Origin of the sequence: Burkholderia ubonensis, assembly GCF_902833085.1 — a bacterium.
Taxonomy (GTDB): Bacteria; Pseudomonadota; Gammaproteobacteria; order Burkholderiales; family Burkholderiaceae; genus Burkholderia; species Burkholderia ubonensis.
The window spans coordinates 1-12,826 of the sequence record NZ_CADFEB010000007.1 but is presented as its reverse complement, the minus strand read 5'-3'; the positions used below and the strand labels follow the sequence as shown (position 1 = coordinate 12,826).

Genomic DNA, 12,826 nt, shown 5'->3' with positions numbered 1-12,826 from the left:
GCGGCTTTTTTGCTGCCTTCGATTCCGAACGTCGACGACGCACGACGCATCGTGCGCCGCCGACTCGTGCGGCCCTTGGCCGTCGACGGATCAGACGACTTTCAGTGTTCCCATCATCCCGAGATCCTCGTGTTCGAGGATGTGGCAGTGAAACATACGCTCGCCCGGCACGTCCTGTGACGTGAGAATCGTCACGACCTCGCCGCTGCGCACGTTCACGGTGTCCCGCCATGCACGGAACGGCTCAGGCGTGCGTGCACCGCCCGACGCACGCTCGATCACCTGAAACTGCGTGCCGTGCAAGTGGAACGGGTGATCCATGTCGGTTTCGTTGCGGATCGTCCAGCGTTCGACGTCGCCTGCACGACTCGTCAGCATCGCCCGATGCGGTGCATACACATCACCGTTGATCGTGAAGCGCATGCCGGACGGACGGCCGTGCGCGGGCCCGGCCATCATCGCGTCCATGTCCATTTCCTCGCCGAACGCCACCGTCTTGTCCGCGACCGGCTTCCCGAGCTCGGGCACCGCGCGCAGCGCCGCGGGCAGCGATCGCGCGGCGGCCGGCGCGAATGCGACGTCGGCGAGCGGCAGCGCCGGATCCGGCGGCAGGCTGCCGTGCCCGTCGTCCGACATCGCCATCTTGCGACGATCGTATTCGGCCGCGACCAGCACCGCGCGCGACGCGCGCTCGCCGGCACGCACCAGCAACTCCGCGCGCTCGCCCGGCGCGAGCAGCAGCGACGTGACGCGACGCGGCGTCTCCAGCAGCCCGCCGTCGGTGCCGGCCTGCTCGAACGCGCGGCCGTCGTCGAACGCGAGCCGCAGATAGCGCGCGCTGCATGCGTTCCACACGCGCCAGCGCTCATCGCCGGCAACCTCGACGCGCGGCCGCCGCGCGCCGTTGACCAGCACGAACTGGCCTTCGCGGCCGTTCATCCAGTCCATCATGTCGTTCGGCGCAATCGTGCCGTCGCGAGCGAGCTTCAGATCTGACACGAACAGGTTGCGTTCCGGCCAGCCGGCGAGCGGATCGTCCGCCGCGCGCACGACGAACGGCCCCGCCAGCCCGCGAAACACCTGCTCGGCCGTCATCATGTGCGGATGCGGGTGATACCAGTACGTCCCCGCGCTCCCCTTCGGCAGCGTGAACCGATAGACGTGCGACGCGCCCGGCGCGACCGGCGCGGACGGATTGCCGTCCTGGTCGGGCGGCACCGGCAGCCCGTGCCAGTGTATCGTCGACGGTTGCGGCAACCGGTTCACGAAACGGATCTCGACCGTATCGCCTTCACGCACGTCGATCAGCGGCCCGACGACCGGCCCCCGGGCACCGTCGCCGAATTGCCAGAACGTCGTCGGGCGAGCGCCGCGCAGCATCGGGCGCGCGACCGGCTGCGCGACGAGCGTCGCGCGAAACGTCCCGGGCTCACGGCTCTCGTTCGCGAGCGTGCGCAGCGATGCCAGCGGCGCACCGGCCGGCAACGCGTCGGCGGCGGCGAGCGGAGCCGGACGCGCCGCCGGCGCATGCTTGCCGTGCTGCCCGTGCGACGCCATTCCCGACATCCCGGGCACGTCGTCCATCTCCATATCGGCCATGCCGGCGTGACCCGCGTGCTGCGCCCACGCGCTGCGCGCGACCAGCGACGCGACGGCGACGCCGACGGCGCGCGACAGGAAGGTTCTCCGTATCATCAATCGTTCCTCGTTCTCGACGGTATGGTTCGGGAAGCGGCGGCCGTCCGCAGGGCTGCCCGCGTCATCATAACCGGGCACCCGGGCTGTTAAGCGACCGCCACATCCAGGCGGCGAAACGCCGCATGCCCGGCGCACACGCGCGCCGCTCCCGTCACTCCACCTCCTCGTGATCGCGTGCGCGACGGTCACGCCGCGACCATGCCGCTCCTGTCACGCGCTTCGCTCGTCAAATTCGCCCATAATTTCACGATATGGAACGCGCCCTTGCCTTGTAAAAATTCGTGGTGCAGAGCACAAATATCCTGTTTCGCGATGCCAAAAATCGTTCCACAATGCAAAACATAATATGTAATTCATTGTTTTTTAAAATGAATTTTTGTTTGGATCAGTGCTTCTACACGCACCATCCGAGCGGACCCCGGACGTAGACTTCTTCACATGCACTGGCGTTACGCAGCGACGTTCGGCACACACCACCGACGAACCCGACGCAACCGCCAGTCGAGCCGGAACCTGCCGGACACCGGCAGGCGGCGCAAACGAATCGCATGTGATCAGAAAGGGAGAACGGAAATGAAGGGATTTCGCTTTGGCTCAGCGCTCGGGTCGTTCTACATCCTGCCGGGCAACGGCGTCTGGGAAGCGACGTTCGGCAATGCATTGCTCGGCGCGTTCTCGTGCCCCGAACATGCGGTCGACCACATCGCGCGCGGCGTGAACTGCCCGGAACTGTCCGAACTGGACACGGCAACCCTCGATATCCCGGGCGAGATCGCCGAGTGGGAAATCGTCCACGTCTGAACATGACCCACCATGAAAAACGCCCCGGGCATCCGGGGCGTCTTCGTTTCGATCGGCAGGCAATCCGGACGGCGGGCGGCATCGCCTGCGCGGATCGCTGATCCACGCCGCGTTGCGCAACCCGCCTCCTGTCGTCATGCGTGCGATCGCGCCCGTTCGGGCGATCATGCAGACGACGTCAGGCGACCGCGTCGACGATGCCGTTCAGCGTCGCGCTCGGACGCATCGCCTGGCTCGTCAGCTCGACGTTCGGGCGATAGTAGCCGCCGATACTCACCGGCTTGCCCTGCGCTGCGCCCAGCTCCTCGAGGATGCGCGCCTCGTTGTCGGCGAGCGCCTTCGCAACGCCCGCGAACTGCGCCTGCAGCGCCGCGTCGTCGGTTTGCGCGGCAAGCGCCTGCGCCCAGTACAGGCACAGGTAGAAGTGGCTTCCGCGGTTGTCGAGGCCGCCGACCTTGCGCGCCGGAGACTTGTTCTCGTCGAGGAACTTGCCGGTCGCCTGGTCGAGCGTCTTCGCGAGCACGAGCGCCTTCGGGTTGCCGTAAGCCTGGCCGAGGTGCTCGAGCGACGCCGCGAGCGCGAGGAATTCGCCGAGCGAATCCCAGCGCAGGAAGCCCTCTTCGACGAACTGCTGGACGTGCTTCGGCGCGGAGCCGCCCGCCCCCGTTTCGAACATGCCGCCACCTGCCATCAGCGGGACGATCGACAGCATCTTCGCGCTGGTGCCGAGTTCCATGATCGGGAACAGGTCGGTCAGGTAGTCGCGCAGCACGTTGCCCGTCACCGAGATCGTGTCCTTGCCCGCGCGGATGCGCTCGAGCGAGAAGCGGGTCGCGTCGACCGGCGTCATGATGCGGATGTCGAGGCCGTTCGTGTCGTGATCCTTCAGGTAGCGCTCGACCTTCGCGATGACCTGCGCGTCGTGCGCGCGCGCCGGATCGAGCCAGAACACGGCCGGCGCGCCGGTCGCGCGGGCGCGGTTCACCGCGAGCTTGACCCAGTCCTGGATCGGCGCATCCTTGGCCTGGCACATGCGCCACACGTCGCCCGCTTCGACCGCGTGCTCGAGCAGCACGTTGCCCGCTTCGTCGGTGACGCGCACGACGCCGTCCGCCGGAATCTGGAACGTCTTGTCGTGCGAACCGTACTCTTCGGCCGCCTGCGCCATCAGGCCGACGTTCGGCACGCTGCCCATCGTGACCGGGTCGAACGCGCCGTGCCGCTTGCAGTCTTCGATGACGGCCTGGTAGACGCCCGCGTAGCAGCGATCCGGAATTACGGCCTTCGCGTCGTACAGCTCGCCGTCCGGGCCCCACATGCGGCCCGACTCGCGGATCATCGCCGGCATCGACGCGTCGACGATCACGTCGCTCGGCACGTGCAGGTTCGTGATGCCCTTGTCGGAGTTGACCATCGCGAGGCGCGGACGCGCCGCGTACACGGCCTTGATGTCGGCTTCGATCGCTTCACGCGTGTCGGCCGGCAGGTCCTTGAGGCGCGCGTACAGGTCGCCGATGCCGTTGTTCGGGTTGAAGCCGGCCCGCGCGAGCACGTCGGCGTGCTTCGCGAGCGCGTCCTGGTAGTACACCGACACGGCGTGGCCGAACAGGACCGGGTCCGAGACCTTCATCATGGTCGCCTTCAGGTGCACCGAGAACAGCACGCCCTGCGCCTTCGCGTCGGCGATCTGCGCTTCGAGGAAGCTGCGCAGCGCCTTCTTGCTCATCACCGACGCGTCGATGATCTCGCCGGCCTTGACCGCCGTCTTCTCCTTCAGGACCTGCTGCGTGCCGTCGGCCTTCGTCAGCTCGATCTTCACGCTGCCGGCGTCGGCGATCAACGCGGACTTCTCGCTGCCGTAGAAGTCGCCTTCGCTCATGTGCGCGACGTGCGCCTTCGAGTCGGCCTGCCACGCGCCCATCTTGTGCGGATGCTTGCGGGCGTAGTTCTTGACCGACAGCGGCGCGCGGCGGTCGGAGTTGCCTTCGCGCAGCACCGGATTCACCGCGCTGCCCTTGATCTTGTCGTAACGGGCCTTGACGGCCTTCTCTTCATCGGTCGACGGCTCTTCCGGATAGGCCGGCAGCGTGTAGCCCTGCGCCTGCAGCTCGGCGATCGCGGCCTTCAGCTGCGGCACCGACGCGCTGATGTTCGGCAGCTTGATGATGTTCGCTTCCGGCTTCAGCGTGAGCTGGCCCAGGTCGGCCAGATCGTCCGAACCCTTCTGCTCGGGCGGCAGGACGTCCGCGAATGCGGCGATGATGCGGCCGGCGAGCGAGATGTCGCGCGTTTCGACGGCGACGCCGGACGAGCGCGTGAAGGCCTTGACGATCGGCAGCAGCGAGTAGGTCGCGAGCGCGGGCGCTTCGTCGGTGAGGGTGTAGATGATCTTGGGCGAAGTGGACATGGTCGATGCGTTGCTACGTGAGAATTGGGACTGAAGATCGCCGGCGGTAACCGGCGGGAGGGCGACCGGGTCGGTCGCGTAAGAGAGAAGCGCACCTTCAACCGGGCGCGGGTATTGCGAGGGCCGTCATGTTCTACCTTGCAGGGCACGCGGGCCGCGACGCGGCGTCGCGTTTCCGGGCACCGGAGCGCCCTGCCAAACCTGCCATCCACGAAACGCCCCGGCGCCGGCAGTAGGCGCCGGGGCGGCCGGCAATGCGCCGGCGCACCCCGGAGGGACTTACATGTTCTCGATCAGCACTTCACCGAAGCCCGAGCACGACACCTGCGTCGCGCCTTCCATCAGGCGCGCGAAGTCGTACGTGACGCGCTTCTGCTGGATCGACTTTTCCATCGCGGCGATGATGGTGTCGGCCGCCTCGGTCCAGCCGAGATGGCGCAGCATCATTTCGGCCGACAGGATCTCGGAACCGGGGTTCACGTAATCCTTGCCCGCGTACTTCGGCGCGGTGCCGTGGGTCGCCTCGAACATCGCGACCGAATCCGACAGGTTCGCGCCCGGCGCGATGCCGATGCCGCCGACCTGCGCGGCCAGCGCGTCGGAGATGTAGTCGCCGTTCAGGTTCAGCGTCGCGATCACGTCGTATTCGGCCGGGCGCAGCAGGATCTGCTGCAGGAACGCATCGGCGATCGAGTCCTTGATGACGATCTCGTTGCCCGTCTTCGGGTTCTTCACGCGCATCCACGGACCGCCGTCGATCAGCTCGCCGCCGAACTCCTTCTGCGCGAGCGCGTAGCCGGCGTCACGGAACAGGCCTTCCGTGAACTTCATGATGTTGCCCTTGTGCACCAGCGTGACCGACTTGCGGTCGTTGTCGATCGCATACTGGATCGCCTTGCGCACGAGCCGCTCGGTGCCTTCCGTCGACACGGGCTTGACGCCGATCCCCGAGGTTTCCGGGAAGCGGATCTTCTTCACGCCCATCTCGTCCTGCAGGAACTTGATGACCTTCTTCGCCTGCTCCGAGCCGACCGCCCATTCGATGCCCGCGTAGATGTCTTCCGAGTTCTCGCGGAAGATCACCATGTCGATCTTCTGCGGCTCGCGCACCGGCGACGGCACGCCCTTGAAGTACTGGACCGGGCGCAGGCACACGTACAGGTCGAGCTCCTGGCGCAGCGCGACGTTCAGCGAGCGGATGCCGCCGCCGACCGGGGTCGTCAGCGGCCCCTTGATCGACACCACGTATTCCTTCAGCACCTGCAGCGTCTCGTCCGGCAGCCACACGTCCGGGCCGTAGACCTTCGTCGCCTTCTCGCCCGCGTAGATCTCCATCCAGTGGATCTTGCGCTTGCCCTTGTACGCCCGTTCGACCGCGGCGTCGACGACCTTGATCATGACCGGCGTGATGTCGAAGCCCGTGCCGTCGCCTTCGATGTACGGAATGATCGGCTGGTCGGAAACGTTGAGCGTGTAATCCTGGTTGACGGTGATCTTGTCACCGCCGTCCGGAACCTTGATGTGCTGATACGGCATGATCGACTCCAGTGACGTGGCTGAGCAGGTAATTCTGGTCGAAGCTGCGTGCGCCAGGGAGCGCATCAAGGCCACCCCCCGTGACTGCCGCAGCGAGCCGCTATTCTAGCGCCCCATTCGGGCGCGGCGGCGCGATGCGCGGCGCTGCGTATCAAGTCTTCCCTTATGTCTTATATAAGACAGATGACTTGGCGTTCCGTATTATGCATTAAGATTCCGCCATTTGCCATAGACCGCCCGGCGCGCACCGCCGCACCGGGCGCGCGTCCCTGCCATGACCTTGATCGCCCTCAACAAGCCGTTCGGTACGATTTGCCAGTTTTCCGCGCACGAAACGCGGCCGTCGCTCGGCGACTGGGTAAAGATGCCCGGCGTCTACGCGGCCGGCCGGCTCGACGCGGACAGCGAAGGCCTGCTGCTGCTCACCGACGACGGCGCGCTGCAGGCCCGCATCGCCGAGCCGCGCCACAAGCTCGTCAAGCGCTACTGGGCGCAGGTCGAAGGCGCGCCGGGGCCGGCCGACCTGAAGGCGCTCGCGCGCGGCGTCGATCTCGGCGACTACGTGACGCGCGCGTGCCGCGCCGAATTCATCGAGCCGCCCGACGCACTGTGGCCGCGCAATCCGCCGATCCGTTACCGCGCCGCGATCCCGACCACCTGGATCGAGCTCGCGATCACCGAAGGCAAGAACCGCCAGGTGCGCCGGATGACGGCGGCAGTCGGCTTTCCGACGCTGCGCCTCGTGCGGGTCGGCATCGGCTCACTGGATATATTCGCGCTCGGCATTGCTCCGGGAGAAACAATCACCCTGCCGCCGCGTGCGCCGTGGGACGGTTTCGCGCGCACCGAATGACATTTGCGTGACGCGTGATTTTTTTCGTCAACCACCTGCGAAGATCGTGCGTTAAACGACGCAGATGCCACCCAGAGCTATCCGGCATTGGCGTCCGAGCCGCTTTGCGTCGTGCAAACGACGTTTTTTCGAATGCGATTCGGCGCCCGCAGCGCAAAGAGAAATTTCTTGGAGCGTCTGTCAACCGAAAGGTGGATGGCACCGTTAGACGACATGACTCCTATGCCGGGTCATTTGGTTAATTAACTAAAGCTGAGGAACACAACATGAACAAACTGATCGCCGCTCTGGTCGCTGGTCTCTTCGCAACGGCAGCTTTCGCACAAGCTTCGGCACCGGCAGCTGCTCCGGCAGCTCCGGCAGCAGAAAAGGCAGAAGCTGCTTCGGCACCGGCGAAGAAGGCTGCTAAGAAGCACCACGCAAAGAAGCACCACGCTTCGAAGAAGGCTGCTGCTAGCGCCGCTGAAGCCCCGGCTGCTGCTTCGAACTAAGTAAGCAAGCTGTAAGAATAACGCAGTCAAGAACCAGCAGTTGCCGTTCTTACGGCGTTGAAAGGCAGGTCACCGCAAGGCGATCTGCCTTTTTCTTTTGTGTGCCCGCACGTGCGCTTCGCGTACCATGCGGGTCTCGTTTTCCCGAAAGGAGCCCTGCTGTGCGATTCTCCCTGCGCTCGTCGCTCGGCCGCCTTGCGCGCGCCGCCATGTTTCCCGTCGTGTTCGGCGTCGCCGCGCTCGGCATGCAAGCCGCCGTCGCGCAGATGCCGCCCGGCGCCAAGCAGCCGAGCGAGTTTCCGCGCGCGAAGCTGCGCGCCGGCATGTACGTGATCGACGCGGCCGTCGCGGCCAACGACGCCGACCGCGAACAGGGGCTGATGTACCGCTCGCAGCTCGCGCCGAACGAAGGGATGCTGTTCGTGTTCAACGAAAACGCGGTGCACTGCTTCTGGATGAAGAACACGCTGATCCCGCTGTCGATCGCCTTCATCCGCGCGGACGGCACGATCACCGACATCGACGAGATGCAGGCCGAGACGACCAGCAACCACTGCCCGCGCAACAACGGCGTCTATGCGCTCGAGATGAGCAAGGGCTGGTTCGCGGCGAAGGGCATCAAGCCCGGCATGAAGCTCGACGGGCTGCCGAAGCCGCAGTAACGCGCGCGACGCCATGCATGCCGGCCGGCCGCCTCGCGCGCGCCGGCTTTTTTTTCGCGCGGCGCCCGCTTGATTCCGGCGAGGCGACCCGCATCTGCAAAAGCCACACGCAAGCGCTATGCTTTAAATCTCAATTGATTCCCCCGGTCCGGCGCCGCCGGCCGGCTTACGACCCGAACCACTGGAGGTTCACGTGCCCCGCAAAACCCCCATCGAGCGCTATCGCAATATCGGGATCAGCGCCCACATCGATGCCGGCAAAACCACGACTACCGAACGCATCCTGTTCTATACCGGCGTGAGCCACAAGATCGGCGAAGTGCACGACGGTGCGGCCACGATGGACTGGATGGAGCAGGAGCAGGAACGCGGCATCACGATCACGTCGGCCGCGACGACTGCGTTCTGGAAGGGCATGGCCGGCAATTATCCGGAACACCGGATCAACATCATCGACACCCCCGGGCACGTCGACTTCACGATCGAAGTGGAGCGTTCGATGCGCGTGCTCGACGGCGCGTGCATGGTCTACGACTCCGTCGGCGGCGTGCAGCCGCAGTCGGAAACCGTGTGGCGCCAGGCGAACAAGTACAAGGTGCCGCGCATCGCGTTCGTCAACAAGATGGACCGCGTCGGCGCCGACTTCTTCCGCGTGCAGCGGCAGATCGGCGAGCGCCTGAAGGGCGTCGCCGTGCCAATCCAGATTCCGATCGGCGCGGAGGACCATTTCCAGGGCGTCGTCGATCTCGTCAAGATGAAGGCGATCGTCTGGGACGACGACAGCCAGGGCGTGAAGTTCGCCTACGAGGACATCCCGGCGAACCTCGTCGACATCGCGCACGAGTGGCGCGAGAAGATGGTCGAGGCCGCCGCCGAAGCCAGCGAGGAACTGCTCGAGAAGTACCTGACCGACCACAACTCGCTGACCGAGGACGAGATCAAGGCCGCGCTGCGCAAGCGCACGATCGCCAACGAGATCGTGCCGATGCTGTGCGGCAGCGCGTTCAAGAACAAGGGCGTGCAGGCGATGCTCGACGCGGTGATCGACTACCTGCCGTCGCCGGTCGACGTGCCCGCGATCCTCGGCCATACGCTCGACGACAAGGAAGCGGAACGTCATCCGAGCGACGACGAGCCGTTCTCCGCGCTCGCGTTCAAGATCATGACGGACCCGTTCGTGGGCCAGCTGATCTTCTTCCGCGTGTATTCGGGCGTCGTCAATTCGGGCGACACGGTGCTGAACCCGACCAAGGACAAGAAGGAACGGCTCGGCCGGATCCTGCAGATGCACGCGAACGAGCGCAAGGAAATCAAGGAAGTGCGCGCGGGCGACATCGCGGCCGCGGTCGGCCTGAAGGAAGCGACGACGGGCGACACGCTGTGCGACCCGGGCAAGCCGATCATCCTCGAGAAGATGGAATTCCCGGAGCCGGTGATCTCGCAGGCGGTCGAGCCGAAGACCAAGGCCGACCAGGAAAAGATGGGCCTCGCGTTGAACCGCCTCGCGCAGGAAGACCCGTCGTTCCGCGTGCAGACCGACGAGGAATCGGGCCAGACGATCATCTCCGGGATGGGCGAGCTCCACCTCGAGATCATCGTCGACCGGATGAAGCGCGAGTTCGGCGTCGAGGCGACGGTCGGCAAGCCGCAGGTCGCGTATCGCGAGACGGTGCGCACCGCGGCCGACGACGTCGAGGGCAAGTTCGTCAAGCAGTCGGGCGGCCGCGGCCAGTACGGCCACGCGGTGATCAAGCTCGAGCCGAACCCCGGCAAGGGCTATGAATTCCTCGACGAGATCAAGGGTGGCGTGATTCCGCGCGAGTTCATCCCGGCGGTCAACAAGGGCATCGAGGAGACGCTGAAGAGCGGCGTGCTCGCGGGCTACCCGGTCGTCGACGTGAAGGTGCACCTGACGTTCGGCTCGTACCACGACGTCGACTCGAACGAAAACGCGTTCCGCATGGCCGGCTCGATGGCGTTCAAGGAAGCGATGCGCCGCGCGAAGCCGGTGCTGCTCGAGCCGATGATGGCGGTCGAGGTCGAGACGCCCGAGGACTTCATGGGCAACGTGATGGGCGACCTGTCGAGCCGGCGCGGCATCGTGCAGGGCATGGAGGACATCGCGGGCGGCGGCGGCAAGCTCGTGCGCGCCGAGGTGCCGCTCGCCGAGATGTTCGGCTACTCGACGTCGCTGCGCTCGGCCACCCAGGGTCGCGCCACGTACACGATGGAGTTCAAGCACTACGCGGAGACGCCGGCGAACGTGTCGGATGCGGTGATCAACGCGAAGCGCACCGACACGCGGTAACATCGGCCAAGGCTGCACCTGAAGCCCGTCCGTTCGCGGACGGGCTTTTTTTATGTTCATCGAGGATGACCGGAGAACGCGGCGCAGGATTTTTGACCGGGCCGCAGCGCTTTTTTGCCCGTGCCACAATCCATCGCAATCCGTCTGACGAATCGATGCCGATGCCGCCCACCCCTGCCCTGCGCCGCCTGCTGATGCTCTATGCGGGCTTGCTCGCCGCCAATGCGGCCGTCTGGCTGTGGGCGTTCGCGGCGCTGCGCGAGCGGCCGCTGCTGCTCGGCACGGCCGCGATCGCGTATGGGCTCGGGCTGCGCCACGCGGTCGACGCCGATCACATCGCCGCGATCGACGTCGCGACGCGCAAGCTGATGCAGGAAGGCCGGCGTCCACTGACGGTCGGCCTGTTCTTCTCGCTCGGCCACTCGACGATCGTGGTCGCCGCGACGCTCGGCGTCGCACTGACCGCGTTCGCGCTGCGCGAGCGCTTCGATGCGTTCCGCGACATCGGCGGCACGATCGGCACCGCGGTGTCCGCGACGTTCCTGCTCGTGCTCGCATGCGTGAACCTCGCGATCCTGTGCGACGTGTGGCGGCGATACCGCAACGGCGGATCGGGCGGCGCCGGCGCCGACGCCGCGCACACGCATCGCAGGGCCGGCGTCATCGCGCGCCTGCTGAGTCCGCTGTTCCGGTTCGTCACGAAGAGCTGGCACATGTATCCGGTCGGCGTGCTGTTCGGACTCGGTTTCGATACTGCAACTGAAATCGGCCTGCTCGCGATCGCCGCCGCGCAGGCGAGCCAGGGCCTGCCGCTCTACGCGATCCTGCTGTTTCCCGCGCTGTTCATGGCCGGCATGACGCTGATCGACTCGACCGACAACGTGCTGATGATCCACGCGTACGGCTGGGCGATGGACGATCCGCAGCGCAAGCTCCTGTACAACGCGAGCATCACGTTCGTCTCGGCGGCCGTCGCGCTTGCGATCGGCGGCATCGAGGCCGCGGGGCTGCTCGCGGACAAGCTCGCGCTGACGGGCCGCGTGCGCGATGCGCTCGACGCGGTCGGCGAGCGGTTCGGCGCGCTCGGATACGGGATCGTCGCGCTGTTCCTGATTCTCTGGATCGCGTCGATCCTGTTCCACCGCTGGCAGCGCGCGGCCCACGCGCCGGCGCGCTGATCTTCCTCCAGACGTTTCATTCCGGAAACCAAACCCCCTCCCCGATGTTTCAACATCGGTCGCGCGACACGCGCGCGCCTTGCGGCACGGGCCTGAGCGACCAATGGCACGAATCTCGCGGATAAGGCTGCGCACGGCGGGCCCGCGTGCCGATCGATGTTCCAGGCTGACGCCACGCGCCGGCCCGGACGAGATCGGCCGCTGAAACCACAACGCATCTCCGGCTCCCGGGCACTACACGCACACAGCCGCGCGGCGACGAGGCATCGCGCGCTTTGGGAGGCCAATGATGCATAAGACCAAACAGCCGTTCCGCTCGGCGGGACGGTGCTACCGCGCGACCTTGCTGGCCGCGGCCGCGTTCGCTTGCTGCTGCGGCACTTATGCCGTCGCGCAGGACGCAACGTCCATCGGACCCGTCGCCGGACAGTCGGGCGACGACGCCCCACCCTTCACCGCGCCATTGCAGGCTGCGCAGACCGCGATGCCCGACGCCGCGCCCTTGGCAATCGGCGGAGAGGACGTCACGGTGCCCGTTGCCGGGCACGCGGCCGCATGCGCCGCCGATCCGTCTGCATGCGCACCAGGCAAGTACGCCAGCGGCGGTGTCGGCGGCAACGGTGGTGCCGGCAGTGGAAGCGGCGCCAGCCCGGGCGGCGGAAGCGGAAGTAACGGAAACGGCACCGTCGGGCCCGCAAGTGTCGGTGGAACGATAGGCTCGACCGCGGGTGGCGCGACCGGCAACGGTCGCAGCGGCGGCAACGCCACCGGCAATGCATCCAACAGCGGAGGATCCGGTGGCAGTGGTTCGGGTGGCGGCACTTCGGGTGGCGGCACTTCGGGTGGCGGCACTTCGGGTGGCGGTACTTCGGGTGGCGGTACTTCGGGTGGC

The 12,826-nt window shown here is 66.3% G+C and carries 9 protein-coding genes and 1 pseudogene; 7 read left to right on the top strand and 3 right to left on the bottom strand.

Going from position 1 to position 12,826, the window contains the following annotated elements:
• Positions 1 to 90: 90 nt before the first annotated feature.
• The gene (locus tag HWX31_RS19860) at positions 91 to 1,695 is read right to left on the bottom strand and encodes a multicopper oxidase family protein (protein ID WP_174966038.1); all 1,605 of its coding nucleotides are present in this window, start codon (positions 1,693 to 1,695) and stop codon (positions 91 to 93) included.
• A 576-nt stretch (positions 1,696 to 2,271) separates the two neighbouring features.
• Between HWX31_RS19860 and HWX31_RS19855 the strand changes: the two genes are divergently transcribed.
• The gene (locus HWX31_RS19855) at positions 2,272 to 2,499 is read left to right on the top strand and encodes a hypothetical protein (RefSeq protein ID WP_059612862.1); all 228 of its coding nucleotides are present in this window, start codon (positions 2,272 to 2,274) and stop codon (positions 2,497 to 2,499) included.
• 178 nt (positions 2,500 to 2,677) lie between these two features.
• On the opposite strand, the gene HWX31_RS19850 is transcribed toward HWX31_RS19855, so the two are convergent.
• Together HWX31_RS19850 and icd are read right to left on the bottom strand one after the other, a co-directional pair.
• Positions 2,678 to 4,906: an NADP-dependent isocitrate dehydrogenase gene (locus tag HWX31_RS19850; protein WP_174966037.1), complete on the bottom strand. Its 2,229-nt coding sequence runs from the start codon at positions 4,904 to 4,906 to the stop codon at positions 2,678 to 2,680.
• A 279-nt stretch (positions 4,907 to 5,185) separates the two neighbouring features.
• Entirely contained in the window at positions 5,186 to 6,442 is a 1,257-nt protein-coding gene (icd, locus tag HWX31_RS19845) for an NADP-dependent isocitrate dehydrogenase (protein ID WP_174966036.1), read from the bottom strand.
• 274 nt (positions 6,443 to 6,716) lie between these two features.
• Here icd and HWX31_RS19840 point away from each other — a divergent pair, with 274 nt between their 5' ends.
• The 6 genes and pseudogenes from HWX31_RS19840 to HWX31_RS34765 form a co-directional block, all read left to right on the top strand.
• Positions 6,717 to 7,295: a pseudouridine synthase gene (locus tag HWX31_RS19840; RefSeq protein WP_174966035.1), complete on the top strand. Its 579-nt coding sequence runs from the start codon at positions 6,717 to 6,719 to the stop codon at positions 7,293 to 7,295.
• Between the two features lie 266 nt (positions 7,296 to 7,561).
• The gene (locus HWX31_RS19835) at positions 7,562 to 7,786 is read left to right on the top strand and encodes a hypothetical protein (protein WP_071733224.1); all 225 of its coding nucleotides are present in this window, start codon (positions 7,562 to 7,564) and stop codon (positions 7,784 to 7,786) included.
• 161 nt (positions 7,787 to 7,947) lie between these two features.
• Positions 7,948 to 8,448, top strand: coding sequence for a DUF192 domain-containing protein (locus tag HWX31_RS19830; protein ID WP_059752475.1), 501 nt, complete (start codon positions 7,948 to 7,950; stop codon positions 8,446 to 8,448).
• Positions 8,449 to 8,641: 193 nt separating this feature from the next.
• Positions 8,642 to 10,756 carry an elongation factor G gene (fusA, locus tag HWX31_RS19825; protein ID WP_174966034.1) on the top strand — a complete coding sequence of 705 codons (2,115 nt, stop codon included), beginning with the start codon at positions 8,642 to 8,644 and terminating at the stop codon, positions 10,754 to 10,756.
• A gap of 161 nt (positions 10,757 to 10,917) precedes the next feature.
• A complete protein-coding gene (locus HWX31_RS19820) occupies positions 10,918 to 11,934 on the top strand; it encodes a HoxN/HupN/NixA family nickel/cobalt transporter (RefSeq protein ID WP_174966033.1) in 1,017 nt (338 codons plus the stop codon).
• 289 nt (positions 11,935 to 12,223) lie between these two features.
• Positions 12,224 to 12,826: pseudogene (locus HWX31_RS34765) on the top strand (hypothetical protein); the annotation flags it as partial.